The sequence below is a fragment of the Alistipes sp. UBA1686 genome (assembly GCF_002320215.1).
In the GTDB taxonomy this organism is placed as follows: Bacteria; Bacteroidota; Bacteroidia; order Bacteroidales; family Rikenellaceae; genus Alistipes; species Alistipes onderdonkii.
In genome coordinates, this window is record NZ_DCKA01000021.1 from 193,565 (window position 1) to 213,580 (window position 20,016).

The 20,016-nt window shown below is 60.9% G+C and carries 14 protein-coding genes; 3 read left to right on the forward strand and 11 right to left on the reverse strand.

What is annotated here, in order from left to right:
* The 6 genes from B3C38_RS10885 to mazG all read right to left on the reverse strand — a co-directional run bounded on the left by B3C38_RS10885 (position 1) and on the right by mazG (position 7,171).
* Entirely contained in the window at positions 1 to 2,955 is a 2,955-nt protein-coding gene (locus B3C38_RS10885; protein ID WP_286727078.1) for an outer membrane beta-barrel protein, read from the reverse strand.
* Between the two features lie 152 nt (positions 2,956 to 3,107).
* Positions 3,108 to 3,536: a Spy/CpxP family protein refolding chaperone gene (locus tag B3C38_RS10890; RefSeq protein ID WP_022333621.1), complete on the reverse strand. Its 429-nt coding sequence runs from the start codon at positions 3,534 to 3,536 to the stop codon at positions 3,108 to 3,110.
* 128 nt (positions 3,537 to 3,664) lie between these two features.
* Entirely contained in the window at positions 3,665 to 4,426 is a 762-nt protein-coding gene (locus B3C38_RS10895; protein WP_022333622.1) for a LytR/AlgR family response regulator transcription factor, read from the reverse strand.
* Positions 4,423 to 5,730: a histidine kinase gene (locus tag B3C38_RS10900; RefSeq protein ID WP_018695960.1), complete on the reverse strand. Its 1,308-nt coding sequence runs from the start codon at positions 5,728 to 5,730 to the stop codon at positions 4,423 to 4,425. The genes B3C38_RS10895 and B3C38_RS10900 overlap by 4 nt, the downstream gene beginning before the upstream one ends.
* A 25-nt stretch (positions 5,731 to 5,755) precedes the next feature.
* Positions 5,756 to 6,289: a gamma carbonic anhydrase family protein gene (locus tag B3C38_RS10905; protein ID WP_055210309.1), complete on the reverse strand. Its 534-nt coding sequence runs from the start codon at positions 6,287 to 6,289 to the stop codon at positions 5,756 to 5,758.
* A gap of 105 nt (positions 6,290 to 6,394) precedes the next feature.
* Positions 6,395 to 7,171 carry a nucleoside triphosphate pyrophosphohydrolase gene (gene mazG / locus B3C38_RS10910; RefSeq protein ID WP_286727080.1) on the reverse strand — a complete coding sequence of 259 codons (777 nt, stop codon included), beginning with the start codon at positions 7,169 to 7,171 and terminating at the stop codon, positions 6,395 to 6,397.
* 166 nt (positions 7,172 to 7,337) lie between these two features.
* Between mazG and B3C38_RS10915 the strand changes: the two genes are divergently transcribed.
* Positions 7,338 to 9,497, forward strand: coding sequence for a beta-N-acetylhexosaminidase (locus B3C38_RS10915; RefSeq protein WP_286727081.1), 2,160 nt, complete (start codon positions 7,338 to 7,340; stop codon positions 9,495 to 9,497).
* Positions 9,498 to 9,625: 128 nt separating this feature from the next.
* Here B3C38_RS10915 and B3C38_RS10920 read toward each other — a convergent pair whose 3' ends face one another.
* Entirely contained in the window at positions 9,626 to 10,276 is a 651-nt protein-coding gene (locus tag B3C38_RS10920; protein ID WP_286727082.1) for a lysoplasmalogenase, read from the reverse strand.
* Between the two features lie 83 nt (positions 10,277 to 10,359).
* On the reverse strand, positions 10,360 to 12,825 hold the full coding sequence (gene pheT / locus B3C38_RS10925) for a phenylalanine--tRNA ligase subunit beta (protein WP_286727084.1): 2,466 nt from the start codon (positions 12,823 to 12,825) through the stop codon (positions 10,360 to 10,362).
* 571 nt (positions 12,826 to 13,396) lie between these two features.
* Here pheT and B3C38_RS10930 point away from each other — a divergent pair.
* On the forward strand, positions 13,397 to 14,758 hold the full coding sequence (locus B3C38_RS10930; protein ID WP_022333630.1) for a TrpB-like pyridoxal phosphate-dependent enzyme: 1,362 nt from the start codon (positions 13,397 to 13,399) through the stop codon (positions 14,756 to 14,758).
* Positions 14,759 to 14,906: 148 nt separating this feature from the next.
* Here the strand turns inward: B3C38_RS10930 and B3C38_RS10935 are convergent, their stop codons facing one another.
* From B3C38_RS10935 to B3C38_RS10945, 3 genes are all read right to left on the reverse strand, one after another.
* Entirely contained in the window at positions 14,907 to 15,806 is a 900-nt protein-coding gene (locus B3C38_RS10935) for a DMT family transporter (protein WP_022333631.1), read from the reverse strand.
* Positions 15,807 to 15,989: 183 nt separating this feature from the next.
* Positions 15,990 to 17,150 carry a diaminopimelate decarboxylase gene (lysA, locus tag B3C38_RS10940; RefSeq protein WP_022333632.1) on the reverse strand — a complete coding sequence of 387 codons (1,161 nt, stop codon included), beginning with the start codon at positions 17,148 to 17,150 and terminating at the stop codon, positions 15,990 to 15,992.
* A 48-nt stretch (positions 17,151 to 17,198) separates the two neighbouring features.
* A complete protein-coding gene (locus B3C38_RS10945) occupies positions 17,199 to 18,083 on the reverse strand; it encodes a UbiA-like polyprenyltransferase (protein WP_022333633.1) in 885 nt (294 codons plus the stop codon).
* Between the two features lie 130 nt (positions 18,084 to 18,213).
* Between B3C38_RS10945 and lepA the strand changes: the two genes are divergently transcribed.
* Entirely contained in the window at positions 18,214 to 20,004 is a 1,791-nt protein-coding gene (gene lepA / locus B3C38_RS10950) for a translation elongation factor 4 (RefSeq protein WP_022333634.1), read from the forward strand.
* Positions 20,005 to 20,016: the final 12 nt, after the last annotated feature.

Consider the following 20,016-nt stretch of genomic DNA (forward strand, 5'->3'; position numbering starts at 1 on the left):
TTACCGAGGGCCGTGGAACATTCCCGGAGGAGGGCCGCCCGGGCCGCCGGGCCCCATGCGGCGCGATCCCGAAGGTTGTGCCACGCCGTCGTAATCCTTGATGTTTTTCGACCCCTTCTTGCCGAACCGGCGCAGGTTATAGGTGAACTGCACCATATAGTAGCGGCCGATCACACTGTTGGTCGAATTCTGCGTCCACCCCGAGCCCGTCGAACGGGCGAAGGCCTTGTTCTGGTTGAAGATGTCGTTCACGCCGACCATGATCTCGCCGCGCTTGTTCTTGAAGACCTTTTTGCCGATCCAGGCGTTGCACAGCAGGTAGGAATCGTCGTAATCGTTCGTAAAACCGATGTACTGCGTATAGGCTACGCTGCCCGTGAAGGTAAAGCCCAGCGGGAAGACGAACTTCATGTTGCCCTGCGCCGTATGGTTGAAATAACGGTTCTTGGAGCCCGATTCGCCCAGCGAGTTGGTCGCCTCGTTATAGGTGCCGGCCCACGAAAGGGTAAAGTCCACGTTCTCCGAAATGTTGCTGCCCAGTACCGTGCGGAAGTCGTAGCCGATATTCTTGGTGTCGTTGCGCTCGCCGCCCGTGATGAACCCGTCGCTGTCGACTGTGCCGCCCAGCATGCTCGGGGTCTTGGTGAAATTGACGCCCGCCATCACGTTGAAGTTACTCTTCAGGAACCCGATGGGGAACCCGTAGCTCAGGTGCGTGCGCAGGTTCCAGTAACCGTCGAGGTTGACGGGAGTGGAGTAGTAGTTGGGGGTGTACTGCTCGCCGCCGAGGGTGATCGTACCGGGGTTCGACACCAGGTGGTTGGCGTTGTAATCCGACGTATTCTGCATCGAGAACATCCACATGAACGTCCGTCCCTTCTCCACGTTGGAGTTCGTATAGTGGAAATTGACCCGGTGGCTGTACGACGGGTTCAGGTTGGGGTTACCCTTGGTGATGTTCTGCGCGTCCGACACGTCGACCACGTTCTGGAGGTCGGTGATCGAGGGGTTGTCGGTATAGGACGAGACGAACAGGCGCAGCGAATTCTCGCGATTGATGTTCAGCTGCCCCATCATGAAATAGGTCACGTCGTTATACGAATGCTTGATCTTGTCGGCGGCATCGCGTACGATCTGCCCGTCGAGCGTGGCATGCTGGTAATAGACGTTCGCCACGAACGTGTTGCGCTCCTTCGAATAACGGAAGCCGGGACCGGCGCTCTGCGTCAGGTAACCGCTCTTGTAAGAGTTGGAAAGCGCCCCGTCGGGGAGAAGCCCTGCGACCGAATAGTCCGGCCCGGTTATGAACGACCTCTTGTCGCGCTCCTGATAATCGTAGCGGATGCGGTACTGCACGCTCACCTGGGCATATTTGGCCACAGGTTCCGTATAGGTGAACTGCCCGCGCAGGCCGTAGCTGTTCGAGGGGGCGAGGTTGCGCAGGTAACGCAGACGGGTATAGCCCGTCGTGTCCCAGCCCCACGGGTCGTCGGCCCCGTCGGGGCGGACGGACGAAATCGGCAGGACGTTCGAATAGGAATTCGAGTTGTTGGTGTTGTCCGAATAACTTACATTGCCGTCGAGGGTGATCGTACGGCCGTCCTTGCCGAGTTTGGCACGGTAGACGGCGCTCGTGCGCAGGTTGTAACCGTGGCGCAGGCCGTCGTTGAAATTCTCGGTACGGCTGTAACCGCTCTGACCGAACTGCCAGCCCTGCGTCGTGCTCAGGGGATCGTTGGACTGGTAGCTGAAACTGGGGCGCACCATCAGGTTCTGGTTGTCGGAGATCTTCCACTCCAGGCGGGCGTTGAAACGGTGGTTGTAGGCCTCCGTATTCGAATAGCCGCGCGTCGCGAGGGTGTCCACCGGCATGGGGGATTCATACCACTTGTCCACCGTGGACTGGTTCTTCGTATCGGTATTGTTGAAGAAATAGCTGCCCTGGAACGACACCTGGTCGCGTTTGCCCCATGTGTCGGAGTAGTTGACGCCGATGGCGTTCACCGACGCCACGCCGCTCTGCGGGCGCACCATGTACTGTCCGACACCGCCGCGGCGGCCGCCGCCGGAACCCGATACGCCGAGGATGTCCTCGAACGAGAAATTCTGCTGGTTGATATTATTGAACAGGCCGATGACCGACACGCGGCTGTCGCCGCTGAAGATATTGGCATTACCGCCTATGACATATTTGTTTTTGGCCTCGGTCTTGGTATCGGCATCGTAACCGTAACCGGCATACAGTTTACCGAACTGTCCCTGCCGCATGTTGGTATGGGTGACGATGTTGAGCGCCTTATAACCCTCGCCGTCGTCCATGCCCGAGAATTCGGCGGCATCGCTCAGTTTGTTGTAGACCTCGATGCGGTCGACGGCCTGTGCCGGCAGCGACTTGATGGCCGTCGTCACGTCCTCGCCGAAGAATTCCTTGCCGTCGACGAAGATCTTTTTGACCGACTCGCCCTGTGCCTCGACCGTACCGTCGCTCACGGTGATGCCCGGCATCTTCTTGAGCAGGCCTTCGACGTCGGCATCGTCGGTGACCTTGAACGCCCCGGCGTTATAGCTTACCGTATCGCCCTTCTGGGAGGTGCGGAGCGCCTTGGCCTCCTTGACGACGGTTTCGATCTGCACGCCCGGACGGAGTTCGATCTTGCCGATGTCCTGTTTGGCGGCCGAGACCTTGAAAATCGTTTCCGCGTTGTTGTAGCCCAGGAAAGAGACTACGAGTTTATATTCGCCGTATGCGAGCGAAGGGATCGACACGGCGCCCTTGAAGCCCGAAGTGGAGTACTGTTTCTTGTCGGGGGCAGCGGCCGGGGCGAATTCCAGCACGGCACCCGCGACCGTTTCGCCGGTCTCGGCGTCGACCACCGTACCCGTGACCGTCCCCTTCTGGGCAAAGGCGGCGACGGCGAAAAGCGTAAATAAGGTTGAGAGTAGCAGTCGTTTCATCTTCAGATTATATAGATACGTTTATTTTTTGCGCTTGCGAAGATAACTTTTTTATGGCAGACTTCCCCTCTGCCGCGGGTGAATCGACAAAAAAGGGGTGCCAGTCGACCAACCGACACCCCGGCTGTGACAAGCCGTTCGATGACCTAACCTCACTTCCTGCCCTTTGCGGGACGGGGCTTGTCACATTTCCTGCCTTCCTTGCAGGCGCATCCCTTTCCATCCTTCATCTGCGGGCCGGGCCTCATACCGGGCTTCGGGCCCTGCATCTGCTTCCACTGCTCGAACTGCTCGGGCGTAAGGATCTTTTGCATCTTCTCGGCCTGGGCCTTGCGGGCGGCGCGCATCCGCTCGTGCTGCGCCTGCATATCCTTTACCTCCTGCAGGTTGAGTTCGTAGAGCTGCTTCGACTGATCCTCGTTGAGGTTCAGCTTTTCGACCATGCGGTCGGTCTTGCGCTGGGCCATCTGCTCGGCCGTGGGGCGTTCCTTTGTCCTCGGAGCACGCCGATCCTGCGCAAAAGCGCTCGTTCCCGCCAACAGGCAAAGGGTCATTGCAACCGCAAAAATTCTCTTTTTCATAGCATTAAGATTTTTGTTATCCGTTCGCCGAAACACCTTCGGCTCGCAGTACTGATGCAAAGGTAAAGCCAAACCGGCACGGCGGTGCCGACCCGGGGGCCAAACGACTGAAAGGCAGGGTGAACCGACTATTCGGCGGGTTGAACGGAGGTGAGCCAGGCCTTGAATTCGGGGACGCGGGCCTTGGAAATGACAATGCGTTCGGGGGTCTCGACCGTCAGGTGGAGCGCCAGGCGGCTGCCGAACCACACGGCGATCTCCTTCACGGCGCGGCGCGCCACGATGAACTGGCGGTTGGCGCGGAAGAAATCCGCTTCGGGCAGGATGGCCTGCAGGGTTTCGAGCGTCTTGTCGAGGGGGTAGGAAACGCCCTCGTAGGTACAGGCGGTGACTTTCTCGTTGCTGGTATAGCAATAGGCGATCTGCTCGCGCCGGAGCGGGATGATCCGGTCGCGGACATGCACCAGGAAAGCCTGCTCGTGCCGTGCCGCAGCCATCGTCCGCACCCGGAAGCCGTAATCGCGGCGTTCGCCCTTGGACAGGCGTTCCAGCTTGCCCAGCGCACGCTGCACGTCGGCGCTGTTGATCGGCTTGAGCAGGTAGTCGATGCTGTTGACCCTGAAGGCTTCGAGCGCATACTGGTCATAGGCCGTCGTGAAGACCACGGGGGCGGTAACCTCCACGGCGTCGAAGATGCGGAACGAATCGCCATCGGCCAGGTGGATGTCCATGAACAACAGGTCGGGCTGGGGGTTCGCACGCAGCCATTCGACACTCTCCTCGACGCTTTCGAGCGTCCCGATGACCTCCACGCCGGGAGCCACCTGTTTCAGGATAGCCTCCAGGTTCAGCGCGGCGGCGGTTTCGTCCTCGATAATCAGGGCCTTCATCCGATGGCGGGTTTTTGCAGCGGCATGCGCACGACGAACTCCTTGTCGGTGTCGATGATCTCGATGTCGCGGCCCGTAATCAGGTGCCAGCGGTTGCGCAGGTTTTCCAGTCCGATGCCCGTCGACGGTTCGGGTTCGATCTTCGGCACCTTGGGATTGGCGACCACCAGCCACCCCTGCTCGGTGCGGATCGAGATATGGAACGGCTTGCTGCGGGTTATGGTATTGTGTTTGACGGCGTTGCCGATCAGCGGCTGCAACGACAGCGCCGGGAGCGTCCAGGAGCGGTACTTGTCGTCGACGTCGATGTCGAAGAACAGTTTGTCGGCATAGCGTATTTCGAAGAGGTAGCTGTACGCTTCGATGAATTTCAGTTCCTCGTCGAGCGTCATCAGCGTGCTCTGGCCGTTCTGGATGATGTAGCGGAACGTATACGACAGCTGGTCGATGTAGGTCAGCGCCTTGTCGTCGTGCTTCTCGCGCACGAGCATCGCCAGCGAATTGAGCGAATTGAAGAAGAAATGGGGGTTGATCTGCCCGACGAGCATGTTGTAGCGGGTCGTGAGGTTCTCGTTCTTGAGCCGTTCGTTCTCCATGACGACCGCCTGCTGCTTCGAGTTGAGCACGTAGACCCAGCCGTAGAGCATCGACACGGCCACGGCGAACGAACACTTGAGCAGCAGCATGTAGTCGAAGATATGCCCGCTCATGAAATTCAGGACGATCTGCCCCGAATGCCATTCGCGGACAGGGGCGAAGATATAAAGCGCCGCGGCCGCCACGAGGCACCCCATGCAGTGGAGGGCAAAACGCCCCGCCTTGTAATTGCGGCGTGCGGAGGTCAGGATCGAGAGCATGATGAACGATACGACCAGGTAGTAGATCAACTGCAACGTCAGCTCCGAAGTCCTCGACGGCCGGTTGTAGAGCGTGCTGTAATCGAACTCCTCGCCGTTGCGCATACGCAGTTCGTTCATCACCGGATGGGCGCCGTAACGGCGCGGGGCGACCACGTCGACCACCAGCCGGTCGCCGTCCGAAAGATCCATCCGGCGGATGCGCTGCATCGGCACGTAGACGCTGTCGCGGTTTCCGTAGACGATGTACCCGTGGCCGTCGGGGCTGACGTGCAGCACCCCTTCCTCGCTGCGTGTGACGACGCTCGCCCGCGCCGGACGCGGCTGTCCTTCGCCCTTTTGCTCGACGATCAGCAACAGCACATAGGAAAAGTTGACCACCAGGCTGATGGCCAGCGCAACCAGCAGGTTGAGCATCAGGTCGGAATATTTCGATTGCAGGTTCATCGCATTTCCTTACGCCCCGGCGGGGTCATTCATCCTCCTTGAACCACGAGGCATAGAGCATGTAATCGTGCGCCGTGCGGCGGATGATCTCCTCGCGCTGCTCGGGCGTCACCTCCTTGACCTTCTTGGCCGGGACGCCCGCATAGACCGAATTGGGCTCCAGCTTGGCGTTCGACAGCACCAGCGCATTGGCCGCGATGATGCAGCCCGAGGGGACGACGGCATTGTCCAGCAGGGTAGCGCCCATACCGATCAGGCAGTTGTCGCCGATGACGGCGCCGTGGACGATGGCGTTGTGGCCCACCGACACGTCGTTGCCGATGATGGTCTGCGACGGGTGTTTAGCCTTGTCGTAAATCGTATGCAGCACGACGCCGTCCTGGATGTTCGTACGGTCGCCGATGACGATTTTGTTCACGTCGCCGCGCAGCACGGCGTTGTACCAGACCGAGCAGTCGCGGCCGATGGTCACGTCGCCCAGGATGACGGCCGTCTCGGCCAGGAACGTATTTTCTCCGATCACGGGGGTGTGTCCCCGCACTTCTTTAATCAAAGCCATAATTCCGTAATAAAATTTCTTTGTTTCACATGTATATTTCCCTGCATGACCCGCCACCGTACGGTGGTGCCCCGGACATGGAAAGCGCTGCCGGAAGGCAATCTTTTATTCGCCTTTTTTGGCTTCCTGCCACAGGGCCTCCATCTGGCCGAGCGAAAGGTCGTGCAGCAAATTCCCTTGTGCGGCAGCCTGTTCCTCCATGTAATTGAAGCGGCGGATGAACTTCTTGTTCGTACGCTCCAACGCAGATTCGGGATCGACGCCGTAGAGCCGCGCAGCGTTGACCAGCGCAAAGAACAGGTCGCCGAACTCGGCTTCGAGGTTCGCCTTGTCGCCCGAGCGCATCTCGGCCTCGACCTCGGCGGTCTCCTCCTTCACCTTGTCCCACACATCCTCGCGCTTCTGCCAGTCGAAGCCCGTCGCCGCGGCCTTCTCGCCTACGCGGAATGCCTTGACCAGCGCCGGCAGCGAGCGGGGAACGCCGCCCAGCGTACCGCTCTTGCGATTCTTTTTGCGGAGCTTGAGCGCTTCCCAATTCTCCTTCACCTGGTCGGGCGTATTGGCATGGATGTCGCCGTAAACGTGCGGATGGCGGTATACCAGTTTGTCGCACAAGGCATTGGCCACATCCGCATAGTCGAACGCCCCGGCTTCCTCACCCAGCTTGGAGTAGAACACCACATGCAGCAGCAGGTCGCCCAGCTCCTCCTTGATCCCCTCCATATTGTGGTCGGTGATGGCATCGGCCAGTTCATACGTCTCCTCGATCGTATTGCTCCGCAACGAGTCGAACGTCTGCTCGCGATCCCACGGGCACTCGCGGCGCAGCGTGGTCATCACCTCGAGCAGGCGGGCCGTAGCCTCCAATCGTTTATCTTCCATTATCCGGTTTGTTTTTTCCGCCGTCATGCAGGGCGCAAACTGCCCGAGGCGCCGGGTCGCCCGGCCGCAGCAGCATGCAGCCTGCACGACCGCAATTTATCCCCTGCAAAGTTAGCACATTCGGCGGAAAATAGTAACTTTGCATCGAACAAAATTCCGCAACCTCATGAAACTACGCTACCTCGCGTCCATCCTGGGCGCCCTTTGTAGCCTCCTCCACGCCCATGCGCAGCCGCTTCCGGCGCGCCAGACGACCCTTCCCAGCACATACCGCATCTCGGCCGGCACGCAGCTCAGCTACGAGACGCCGCTCGCGCCGCTGGCCGGCTACCTGCGCGAATATATCAACGTCGGAAAGGCCAGCGACAGTATGTCGGCCGACGACGCGATCGTGCTCACGACAGACCCGACGCTCGGCAGCGAGGCCTACACGCTGGCCGTGAAGCCGCAGCGGATCGAGATCACGGGAGGCGACTACGGCGGCGTCTTCAACGGCATCCAGGCGCTGCTGCGGCTGTTGCCGCCCGAGGTCTACGCCAAGGCGTGCCCGCTGCCCGTCGAAGTCGCCTGCACGCGGATCGACGACACCCCGCGCTTCGCGTACCGGGGCATGATGCTGGACGTGGCCCGCACTTGGATCGGAGTGGATGGAGTAAAGCGTTACATAGACCTGCTTTCCTACCACGGGATCAACAAATTACACCTCCACCTGTCGGACGACGAAGGGTGGCGGATCGAGATCAGATCACACCCCGAGCTGACCGAAATCGGCGGCTTCCGCGGCGGCGACTCGCCCGTACGCCCCGTCTACGGGAAATGGGACGAGAAATACGGCGGCTTCTACACACAGGACGAAATGCGCGGGCTGATCCGCTATGCCGCCGTGCGCAACATCGAGATTATCCCCGAGATCGACCTGCCCGGGCACAGCCGCAACATCGCCTCGGTACACCCCGAAATCCGCTGCAATTACCCGCCCGACACGCTGTCGACCAACGGCTACGACTACCGTTCGGCATGGTGCGTGGCACGCGAGGAGAACTACGCGCTGCTCGCGGACATCCTGGGCGAGCTCTGCGCGCTGTTCCCCTCGGAATACATCCACGTGGGCGGCGACGAGGTCGACATGACCCAATGGAAGCGCTGCCCCGACTGCCAGGCGCTGATGCGGCAGCGGGGCATGGCAGACCCGCACCAACTGGAAGACCTCTTCATGCAACGCATGGCGGCGATCCTCAGCGCCAACGGCAAACGCCCCGCCGTGTGGAACGAGGCGGTGACGACGGGCGACCTGGCGCACGACAGCCGCGTCTACGGCTGGCAGAGCGTCAAGGCATGCCTCGACGCCACGGCCAAGGGATACGAGACCGTAGTGATGCCGGGCGAATATTTCTATTTCGACATGCGCCAGACCCCGCACGAGGACGGGCACGACTGGGCGGCGGTCTTCGACGCGAAAAAGGTCTTCGGGTTCGACTTCACGGACAAGGGGTTCAGCCCGGAGCAGATGCGCAACGTCGTCGGGTTGCAGGCGGCGTTCTTCAGCGAAGCCTACGTCTCGCACGAGCCCGAGAAGCCCGACTACCTCGACTACATGTGTTTCCCGCGTATCTGCGCACTCGCCCGCATCGCGTGGCGCGGCAACGGCGAAGGCTGGGACGCCTATTACAAAGGGCTCGTGGAGAAGCATTACGACCGCATGGCAGCCATGGGCATCCGTTTCCGGCTCTTCCCGCCGAAGGTGAGCTATAAGGATGGCGCATTCACCGTGACGGCCGACGACGGGTCGGAGATATACTACACGGAAGGCGACGCGCCCGAAGAACACCGTTATACCCGTCCCGTCAAGACCGGCAAACCGCACCTGTACCGCTTCTTCACCCGCTACAAAACGGGGCGCAGCCCCTATGTCGCCGACAAATCCTACTACCGCACGCTCACACCCGCCGTGGCCATCACCACCTCGATGGGCGAGAGCAGGCAGTTCCCCCTTGCCAATGCCGCGGGTTACAAGGGGCTTTCGCGGACGGCGCGCGCCTGCCGGCAGCAGGACTGGGTGCTCTACACCTTCGAGCAGCCGGTGAAATGCCGCGAAATGTACCTCCAGACCGGGAACCGCCAGCTGCCGAAGACCATCATAACCACAGGTTATGCCGAGGTGTCGTACGACGGTGCGACGTATGAGCGGGCGGGCGACCTCGAAAAGGGAAGCATCACCCTGAAGCCGGGGCGCACGGTGAAAGCCGTGCGGATCGTCTCGACCTGCGACGACAACGGCACGCCCTATGTGACGATCCAGCCGCCGCAGATCAAGCCGGTGCTGTAACGGCGGCCTGCTCCGGACAGCAACGGCCGGTCGCGCCGCGCGGCAAGGCGGCGGCACATGGATGAAAAGGTTGCGAGCAGGATGCCTTCGGGCCATCGGCGGACGGACGGCACGGGCGGAAGCAATCTTCACACGGATCGGCCCTCAGACGGGAGGGCGGGAAGCGATTTTACGGCAAAGCAGAAGAACAGGCACTGCGCCAGGTAGTAGGGAACCATCACGACGTAGGTGCGCCCGGGAACGGCCCCGATGAAACGGCTCCAGGCTATCACGCCGTCGGAAAAAACGAACAGCAGGGCCGCGAAGCGGAACCATGCGGCATACGCCCCGCGATACCGGAGCACGCTGTAAAGCATCCCGGCAATGACCGCACCGTAAACGGCGACTCCGATCCGTTCGGCCGGCTCCAAGACCCGGGGCACGACCCCGGCGAAAAGCAACGCGAGCAACGCCGCGGGAAGCAGCCATGCGGCAGGACGGGCAGGAAGTCCCCCGGCGCAGAGGAAATAGCGGATATAGGCGCCGTGGGCCAGCGCGAAAAACAGCATCTGCGGAATGAACAGTCCCTTCGCACCCGCCGCATCGCCCAGGGCAGACAAGAGGAGTGCAGCCCCGACCGGAAGCAACGCTTTCCGCCGGAGGCAGAAAACCGCCACGGCCAGCAAAAGCACCGGATAGGCCACCTTGTACGGAAGAGCCGCCGCCTTGGTGAAGAACAGGGCGGCGCCTGCGGCAAAAAGCAGGGCCGTGAGGGCCAATATGCGGGAAGTCCGATGCATCGTTTCAGGAAAAATCATTTCAGGAAAAAAGCCGCCCGTCAGAAAACTGGCAGGCGGCTTCAGTTCTTATCCGTCACGACGGGTCATGCACGGACATGGGCGCCGCACTGGCGCTCGAACTGCGCCGTGAGGTTCTGCATGACCCGTTCGATGGTCTTTTCGTCCAGCGTGCGGGTCTTGTCCTCGAGGATAAAGCTCAGGGCATAGGATTTCTTGCCTTCGGGCAGCTTGTCGCCCTCGTAGACGTCGAACAGCGAAACGCTCTTGAGCAACTTGCGCTCCGTAGCGAACGCCACGTCGCGCAGTGCCGAGAAGGTCACCTGCTTGTCCACGAGCAGCGCCAGGTCGCGCTTCACCTCGGGGAACTTCGACAGCTCCTCGGCCACTATCCGGTGCTTTTTGGTCGATTTGACAAGCGCCTCGAAGTTCATCTCCAGATAGAAGACATCCTGTTTGACGTCGAGTTTGCGGCGGATATTCCGGCTGACCGTACCGATCTGCAACAGCTCCCTGCCGTTGAGCGCCATCGTGAGCGCCTCGCCGAAGAGGTCGCTTTGCAGCGTTTCGGTCTTGAGCGCATAGATGTCGATGCCGAAGCGGCGCAGCAGTTTTTCGGCCACGGCGCGCAGCGTGAAAAACGATGCGGCCTGCGGCTGCGCGTTCCACGAAGCGGGCACGGCGATGCCCGTCACGGCGATGGCCAGGCGGTACTCTTCGGAGTAGGCTGCCAGGGGGTTTTCGTCCGCACGTTTGGCCTCGTCGTAGAAATAGCAGTTGCCGAACTCGTAGAGTTTCAGGTCGCCGTTGCGGCGGTTGGCGTTGAGCTGCACGGCTTCCAGCATGTTGAACAGCAGCGTCTGGCGCATGACGCTGAGGTCGGCGCTCAGCGGGTTGAGGATACGCACGCAGTTTTCCGCCCGGTAGCTCTCCAACCCTTCGTAATAGGCCGCCCTGGTCAGCGAGTTGGACATGATCTCCGTAAAGCCGTTGGCCGATAGGTAGTCGGCGGCGAGGTTCATCAGGCGGTTGCGGTCGGGTTTGGGCGCATAGGAAAGCGTCGAACGGACGCGCGAGGGTATTTCGACGTTGTTGTAGCCGTAAATGCGCAGGATGTCCTCGATGAGGTCGGCCTCGCGCTGCACGTCGACCCGGTAGGGCGGCACGGCCACGCTCAGCACGCCGTCCTTCTCGTCCAGCACCTTCACTTCGAGCGCCGCCAGGATCGCACGGACGGTCTCTTCGGGGATATGCTTGCCGATCAGCGCGTCGATGCGGGCGAACGAGACGTCGAAGCGGAAATCTTCGATCGGCGCGGGGTAGATGTCGGTGATGTCGCTCGAAATCTCGCCCCCGGCCAGCTCCTTCATCAGCAGGGCGGCACGCTTGGCGGCATAGACCTGCATATTGGGATCGACACCGCGCTCGAAACGGAACGACGAATCGGTGTTCAGGCCGAAGCGCTTGGCGGTTTTGCGCACCCACACGGGGTTGAAATAGGCGCTCTCGATGAACACGTCGGTCGTGGTGTCGCTGATGCCCGAATCCAGGCCGCCGAAGACGCCGGCGATGCACATCGGACGCTCGGCCGAGCAGATCATCAGGTCGTCCGCCGTGAGCTTGCGCTCCACGCCGTCCAAAGTCACGAAGGGCGTACCTTCGGCGCAGGTGCGCACGACGACCTCGCGGCCCTCGATCTTCGCCGCGTCGAACGCGTGCAGAGGTTGTCCCAGTTCGAAAAGCACGAAATTGGTGATGTCCACCAGGTTGTTCTTGGGGTTGATGCCCGCGGCACGCAGGCAGTTCTGCATCCACTCGGGCGAGGGGGCTATCTTGCAGTTTTTCACGGTCACGCCCGCATAGCGGGGCGCCGCCTCGTGGTTCTCGACGCGGATTTTCACGCCGAGGTCGTGGTTGTCCGGGGCGAAAGCCGACACGTCGGGCATCTTCACCGAAACATCTTCCCCCCGGCTGCGCAGATAGGCCGCCAGGTCGCGCGCCACGCCGATGTGCGACGCGGCATCCACACGGTTGGGCGTGAGCCCCACCTCGATCAGGTAGTCGTCCTCGATGCGGAGGTAGTCCCTGGCCGTCGTACCCGCCACGGCATCGGCGGGAAGCTCCATGATCCCGTCGTGCGAGGCTCCGATGCCCAGTTCGTCCTCGGCACAAAGCATGCCGAGCGATTCCACGCCGCGGATCTTGCTGCGCTTGATCTTGAATTCCTCGTCGCCGCCGCCGGGGTAGAGCACCGTGCCCACCGTCGCGCAAAGCACTTTCAGCCCCGCGCGGCAGTTGGGGGCGCCGCAGACGATCTGCAGCGGTTCGCCCGTGCCGACGTCGACCGTGGTGACATGCAGGTGGTCGGAATCGGGATGCTCCTCGCAGGTGAGCACCTCGCCCACCACCACGCCCGCAAGGCCGCCCTTGATGGTCTCGATCTTCTCGAAGCCCTCGACCTCGAGTCCGATGTCGGTCAGTATCCGGGCGACCTCTTCGGCCCCGAGATCGGTGTCGATGTAGCGTTTGAGCCAGTTATACGAAATATTCATATCGTTGAATTTGAGAATTAGCTAAAATCGAACAAAGATAGTGAAAAATTGTTAATTCCGACCGGATAAACGCATGAAACCCACAGCCGGTAAAAAATTATCCGCCGCCGAGGCCGGCACCATGCACTTCGCGGCATACGGCCCGGAGGACTGCATCCGGCGCTCGGCCGCGGGGCTTCCCTGAGCGTCGCCGGGCAAGGGCACGGGAGCCGCAGCGGCGGGGCAGGGCAGGGGACCGCAGGGAGGACTGCCCCGCCCCGGTTTCCCGCAGGACACGCCCGAATGCGGAATAACTCATATATTTAGGTGTCGAAAATTTATGGCGAAAAATTTGGTTTTACGGTTGCGACCCGTTATATTTGCCAAAACGAAACAGGAATTTATGATCCGGAACTTTAACATACAGGCATGGTGGTGGCGCTCGTTGACTCTCGTGGACAATGAGTGCGGCTCAGTGCGTGTATAGTTGAAAGCATAACGAACACACAAGCCCGTTGTTTACGAGAGAGTAAACAACGGGCTTTTTCTTTTGCATCACATTTTACCGAACACAGAAATAGACAAAAAAAACATGGAAACAAAGAAATTCTGCCTGACCGAGCGTCAGATGCCCACACAATGGTACAACATCGTGGCCGACATGCCCAACAAACCGCTGCCGCCGCTGCATCCCGCGACCAAGCAGCCCGTGACGAAGGAGCAGATGAGCGCCATCTTCGCCGAAGAACTGATCGACCAGGAGATGTCGACGGAGCGTTTCATCGACATCCCCGAAGAGGTGCAGGAGATCTACAAGATATGGCGGCCTTCGCCGCTGGTGCGCGCCACGGGACTGGAAAAAGCCCTCGGCACCCCGGCAAAGATCTATTTCAAGAACGAAAGCGTATCGCCCGCCGGATCGCACAAGCCCAACACCGCCGTGCCGCAGGCCTACTACAACTACAAGCAGGGCATACGCCACCTGACGACCGAAACGGGCGCCGGGCAGTGGGGCGCGGCCATCGCCTTCGCAGCCAAGCATTTCGGGCTCGACGTGCAGGTTTTCATGGTGAAGGTCAGCTACGAACAGAAACCCTACCGGCGGCTGATGATGAACACGTGGGGCGCCGAGTGCATCGCGTCGCCCAGCACAATCACCGCCTCGGGCCGCGCAGCGCTCGAACGCGACCCCGACTGCTCGGGAAGCCTCGGGCTGGCGATCTCGGAGGCCGTGGAGATGGCTCTGCAACACCCGGAGGACACCCGCTACTGCCTGGGCAGCGTGCTGAACCACGTGATCCTGCACCAGACCGTCATCGGGCAGGAGGCGGTCGCACAGATGGAGATGGCCGGCGCCGAGCCGGACGTGGTGATCGGCTGCTTCGGCGGCGGCAGCAATTTCGCAGGACTGGGCTTCCCGTTCCTGCGCAGGAACCTTGTCGAAGGCAGGAATATCCGCATCGTGGCCGTCGAGCCGTCGAGCTGCCCGAAACTCACGCGCGGCACGTTCCAGTACGATTTCGGGGATGTGGCCGGGTTCACGCCGCTGCTGCCGATGTATACGCTCGGGCATGATTTCCAACCGTCGGACATCCATGCGGGCGGCCTGCGCTACCACGGGGCGGGTTCGATCGTGAGCCAGCTGTTGAAGGACGGACTGGTCGAGGCCCGGTCGCTGCCGCAGACCGAGACCCTCGCGGCCGGCATCCTCTTCGCCAAGACCGAGGGGATCATCCCGGCGCCCGAGTCGACCCACGCCATCGCGGCGGCAATTCGCGAGGCGTTGCAGGCCAAGGAGGAGGGAACGCCGCGGACGATCCTGTTCAACCTCTCGGGCAACGGCGTGATCGACCTCTACGCCTACGAGCAGTACCTGGCCGGGGCGCTGCGGGACTACGTGCCGGGCGACGACGAGATCGCAAAGACGGTCAGCCAGTTAAGCAAGATCATCTGACGGGTGGAACCATCCGCGACCGAAAAGGATGCCGGCCTTCGGGCGGGCATCCTTTTTCATTTCCCGAGCCGTCCGTGCCGGGAAACAGTGTTGCCGACGGGGATCGGGAGCCGCTAAAAACGGCGCACATCCGCACCCGAAACGCAGGCTACCGCGACCCGAGCCACAAGAAGACCATGCCGACCAGGATGAGGATGAGATCGACGGCCTTGGCGCGCAGATTCCGTTCGCGGAAGAGCAGGGCGCCGCAGGCGAACGAAACCACGACCGAGCCGCGGCGCACCATCGACACGACGGAGATCATGGCGTCGGGATCGCGCAGGGCCATGAGGTAGGCGAAGTCGGCCAGCGACAAGAATACCGAGATCAGCGGGATGGCCCAGCTCCAGTGGAAAGGCGTGGAGGCGTGCCGCTTCGGCCACCATACCGCGGCGGTCAGGACGGCCATCATGAAGAACTGGTAAAGGTTGTACCAGCTTTGCACGAAGACCGGGTCGAGGCGCGCCATGATATATTTGTCGTACAGCCCGCTGACGGCACCCATGACGGCGGCCAGGGCGATGCAGAGTATCCAGACGTTGTGCGCGAAGTCGACCCCTTCGCGGCGGCTCGAACGGCTCAGCATGAAGAGCGACACGAGTGCCAGTAGGACGCCGGTCCACTGGCAGGCGTTCAGCCGCTCGCCGAAGACGAGCATGGCCCCGACGAGCACCATGACGGGGCGCGTGGCATTGATCGGCCCCACGATGGTGATGGGAAGGTGCTTCATGCCGAAATAGCCGAAGATCCAGGACGTAAGGACGATGACGGATTTGAGCACCACCAGCCCATGGGCATGGAGCGTACCGGGCGACGCCTCCAGCACCGTACCTTCGAACCACCCGAGTCCGCATTCGGCCGAGAGGAGCGCCGGAAGGAAGACGAGTGACGAAAAGAGGGTGTTGAGCAGGAGCACAGGCAGTACGGCATTGCCGGTGAGCGACTTTTTCTTGGCCACGTCGTAGAAACCCAGCAGCGCGGCGGATGTGAATGCAAGGGTCAGCCACATAATGTAAGTTCGGCGGAAATGAGGGTCATGGGATTAGGGGTCGGCAAGGTCGGCAACCCGCAGGGTTTGCATTACGGCGCCTGCGATGTTATCCGAACGGAGAATTCCCCTGAACCACCACCGTTTTCAAATGGCGATTCGGGGGAATGTCCTTCCAACGGTTCCGGTATCGGGAAAAACCGATTATTGAATCTCGTCGCTGTAAACGGCGCCGGGCAGGTCGTGGAGGTTGTAACGCGAAGCCATCGACATGCCGTAGGCTCCGGCCGACTTGATCGTAAGCAGGTCGCCGCGGCGGGTCTTGCGCAGGGTGACGTTCTCGTCGAACACGTCGGTCGATTCGCAGGCCGTGCCCACGATGGTATATTTGTCGCGCGCCTCGTCTTCGGAGGTGATGTTCTCGATGTTGTGGTACGAGCCGTAGAGCGCCGGACGGATCAGCTCGGTCATCGAGGCATCGACGATCACCAGCTTGCGGCCCGTGGCGGTGGTCTTGTTGAAGAGCACCTTCGTAATCAGCTCGCCGCATTCGGCGACGATCGAGCGGCCGAATTCGAAATGCACTTCGCGGTCGCCGACCGAGAGGTGGTTGTGCACGATCGAGAACAGCGAAGCGAAATTGGGGATCGGTTCGTTCTCGGGCACGTCGTAGTTGACGCCCAGGCCGCCGCCCACGTCGACGAAACGGAACGAACACCCCAGCTTTTCGAGGTTCTCGACGATGACGTTGACTTTGTTGCACATGTTCTCGAAGACGTGCAGCTCGCGGATCTGCGACCCGATATGCAGATGCAGGCCTATTATATTGATATACTTGAGCGCGCGGATCTCCTTGGCGTGCTCGAGTACCTCTTCATATGAAATGCCGAACTTACTGTCAGCCTGCCCCGTATCGATGCAGTGGTTGGTCTTGGGGTCAATGTCGGGGTTGATGCGCAGTGCCACGTCGGCCACGCGCCCGGCCTCCCCGGCCAGGGCATCGACCAGCTCCAGCTCCTCGATCGACTCGCAGTTGATGGCCAGGATATCCTGCTCGATGGCGTAGCGCAGCTCCTTGTCGCGCTTGCCCACACCCGCATAGACGATGCCCTTGGGGTCGAAGCCCGCCTCGATGGCCTTGCGGAGCTCGTTGCCGCTGGCACAGTCGATACCCAGCCCGTATTCGCGGATGATCGCCAACAGGTGGTCGTCGTAGTTGGCCTTGATGGCGTAGTGCACCTTGTAACCGTATTTTTTCGACTCGTAGACGACGCTTTCGAGGGTCTGGCGCAGCAACGCCGTATCATAAAGATAGAAGGGGGTTTCGTAGCCCCGGAGCTTTTGTGCAATTTGTCTGCTTAGCATTTTACCTAACTTTTAACCTGTTGAAGTTGCAAATATAAGCGATTTGGTTTATTTGAGCAAATCCACGATCACGCCCGCAGCGAGCGAGAGGCTCGCCAGGCCGTTGAGCGTCCCGAAGGCGATGCCGATATTGCGCTGCCGCACGGGCGTGACGAGCAGGTGTTCGAGCACCAGCAGCCCCGTGAAAACACCCGCCCCGAGCCAAAGCCACACCGAACCGGGGCAGTAGGTCATGAACCAGCCGAGGGCGGCAATGCTCACCGCATGCAGGCCGCAGCTGACGCCCAGCGCCGAACGCGCCGAAAAACACGCGGGGATGGAATGCAGGCCGTGCCGACGGTCGAATTCGGCGTCCTGCAACGCGTAGATGATGTCGAAACCCCCGCACCAGGTCGTCACCAGCAGGGCGAGGATGAACGGTTCGACGACCACGTGCCCGTCGAAGACGACGTGCCCGGCCGCGGCGATAAAAGCCCCGACGGGGGCGATGCCGAGCGAAAGCCCCAGCACGAGGTGCGCCAGCGGCGTGAAGCGCTTGCAATAGCTGTAAACGAGGATGACGGACAACGCCACGGGCGACAGGATGGCCGCAAGGCGGTTGATCGTCGCGGCGGTGGCCACGAACAGCAGGGCATTGACGGCCACGAACCACAGCGCATGCCGCGCCGGGATTTTGCCTGCGGGTATTTCGCGCCCGGCCGTACGCGGGTTCTCGGCGTCGATGCGGCGGTCGGCCCAGCGGTTGAAACCCATGGCGGCATTGCGGGCGAAGACCATGCACAGGATGACCTGCACGAGGACGATGTACGGCCAGCGGGGATTGTGCAGCGGGGCGTAACGGAGCCCGTAGACGAAGCCCACCATGGCAAAGGGCATGGCGAAGACCGTATGGGCGAACTTAACGAGCGAAGCGTATTTCAAAACGGCATTCATGTGCGGAAACGGTATTTGAGACCGCAAAGATAGGAAAAATTCCGCTCCGGCGCATTTGCGGCCCGAGGGCGACCGCACCTTCCGTAAATCCAAAATATTTCGTATATTTGCACACATTTTTATGCGATTTATGAAAAACATCCGCAACTTCTGCATCATAGCCCACATCGACCACGGCAAGAGCACGCTGGCAGACCGCCTGCTCGAAAAAACCAACACCCTGAATCAGCGCGAAATGCAGGCGCAGGTGCTCGACGACATGGATCTCGAACGCGAAAAGGGCATTACGATCAAGAGCCACGCGATACAGATGGAATACACCGCCCGCGACGGGCAGCAATATACGCTCAACCTGATCGACACCCCGGGACACGTTGACTTCTCGTACGAAGTGTCGCGCGCCATCGCCTCGTGCGAAGGCGCGTTGTTGGTCGTCGACGCCACGCAGGGCATTCAGGCGCAGACCATATCGAACCTCTACCTGGCCGTGGGGCACGACCTGGAAATCATCCCCGTGCTGAACAAGATCGATATGGATTCGGCCATGATCGACGAGGTGAAAGACCAGGTGATCGACCTGATCGGCTGCAAGGACGAGGATATCCTGCTGGCCTCGGGCAAGACGGGGCTCGGCGTGGAAGAGGTGCTGGAGGCCATCGTGGGGCGCATACCGGCGCCGCAGGGCGACGAGAACGCCCCGTTGCAGGCGCTGATCTTCGACTCGGTGTTCAACCCCTTCCGCGGCATCATCGCCTATTACCGCGTATTCAACGGCACGCTCCGCAAGGGCGACCACGTGAAGTTCTTCAATACGGGCAGCCAGTACGACGCCGACGAGGTGGGCGTGCTGAAACTCAAGATGCAGCCCCGCACGGAGATCAGGGCGGGCGACGTGGGGTATATCTGCTCGGGCATCAAGACCTCGTCGGACGTCAAGGTGGGCGACACGATCACCTCGGTGACCGCCCCGGCAAAGGAAGCCATCGCGGGCTTCGAGGACGTGAAGCCGATGGTCTTCGCGGGCGTCTACCCCGTGGAGGCCGACCAGTACGAAGATCTGCGCGCCTCGCTCGAAAAACTGCAGCTCAACGACGCCTCGCTGACGTTCGAGCCCGAAAGCTCGCTGGCGCTCGGCTTCGGGTTCCGCTGCGGGTTCCTCGGGCTGCTGCACATGGAGATCATCCAGGAGCGGCTCTACCGCGAGTTCGACATGGACGTGATCACCACCGTGCCCAACGTCTCGTACCGCATCACCACGACGCAGGGCGACGTGGTGGAGGTGCACAATCCCTCGGGGCTGCCCGAGGTGACGAAGATCGCCAAAATCGAGGAGCCCTATATCCTGGCGCAGATCATCACCAAGGCGGAATTCCTGGGCAACGTCATCAAGCTATGCATCGACAAGCGCGGCGTGATGAAGAACCAGACCTTCATCACGCAGGATCGCGTGGAGGTGAATTTCGACATGCCCCTCTCGGAGATCGTTTTCGACTTCTACGACAAGCTCAAAAGCATTTCGAAAGGCTATGCCTCGTTCGACTACCACCGCACGGGCTACCAGCCTTCGAAGCTCGTCAAGCTGGACATCCTGCTCAACGGCGAGCCGGTCGACGCGCTCTCGTCGCTGACCTATACCGACCATGCCTATGATTTCGGGCGCAAGATGTGCGAGAAACTCAAGGAGCTGATCCCGCGCCAGCAGTTCGACATCGCCATACAGGCCGCGATCGGCGCCAAGATCATAGCCCGCGAAACAGTGAAGGCCGTGCGCAAGGACGTGACGGCCAAATGCTACGGCGGCGACATATCGCGCAAGCGCAAGCTGCTCGAAAAACAGAAGAAAGGCAAGAAACGCATGCGTCAGATAGGCAACGTGGAGGTGCCGCAGTCGGCATTCCTCGCCGTTTTGAAAATGGATTAACCGGGAACAGAC

What these genes read in the sequence shown, in the direction of transcription:
- B3C38_RS10885 (WP_286727078.1), bottom strand. Translation starts at nt 2,955, where the DNA reads ATGAAACGACTGCTACTCTCAACCTTATTTACGCTTTTCGCCGTCGCC.
- B3C38_RS10890 (WP_022333621.1), bottom strand. Translation starts at nt 3,536, where the DNA reads ATGAAAAAGAGAATTTTTGCGGTTGCAATGACCCTTTGCCTGTTGGCG.
- B3C38_RS10895 (WP_022333622.1), bottom strand. Translation starts at nt 4,426, where the DNA reads ATGAAGGCCCTGATTATCGAGGACGAAACCGCCGCCGCGCTGAACCTG.
- B3C38_RS10900 (WP_018695960.1), bottom strand. Translation starts at nt 5,730, where the DNA reads ATGAACCTGCAATCGAAATATTCCGACCTGATGCTCAACCTGCTGGTT.
- B3C38_RS10905 (WP_055210309.1), bottom strand. Translation starts at nt 6,289, where the DNA reads ATGGCTTTGATTAAAGAAGTGCGGGGACACACCCCCGTGATCGGAGAA.
- mazG (WP_286727080.1), bottom strand. Translation starts at nt 7,171, where the DNA reads ATGGAAGATAAACGATTGGAGGCTACGGCCCGCCTGCTCGAGGTGATG.
- B3C38_RS10915 (WP_286727081.1), top strand. Translation starts at nt 7,338, where the DNA reads ATGAAACTACGCTACCTCGCGTCCATCCTGGGCGCCCTTTGTAGCCTC.
- B3C38_RS10920 (WP_286727082.1), bottom strand. Translation starts at nt 10,276, where the DNA reads ATGCATCGGACTTCCCGCATATTGGCCCTCACGGCCCTGCTTTTTGCC.
- pheT (WP_286727084.1), bottom strand. Translation starts at nt 12,825, where the DNA reads ATGAATATTTCGTATAACTGGCTCAAACGCTACATCGACACCGATCTC.
- B3C38_RS10930 (WP_022333630.1), top strand. Translation starts at nt 13,397, where the DNA reads ATGGAAACAAAGAAATTCTGCCTGACCGAGCGTCAGATGCCCACACAA.
- B3C38_RS10935 (WP_022333631.1), bottom strand. Translation starts at nt 15,806, where the DNA reads ATGTGGCTGACCCTTGCATTCACATCCGCCGCGCTGCTGGGTTTCTAC.
- lysA (WP_022333632.1), bottom strand. Translation starts at nt 17,150, where the DNA reads ATGCTAAGCAGACAAATTGCACAAAAGCTCCGGGGCTACGAAACCCCC.
- B3C38_RS10945 (WP_022333633.1), bottom strand. Translation starts at nt 18,083, where the DNA reads ATGAATGCCGTTTTGAAATACGCTTCGCTCGTTAAGTTCGCCCATACG.
- lepA (WP_022333634.1), top strand. Translation starts at nt 18,214, where the DNA reads ATGAAAAACATCCGCAACTTCTGCATCATAGCCCACATCGACCACGGC.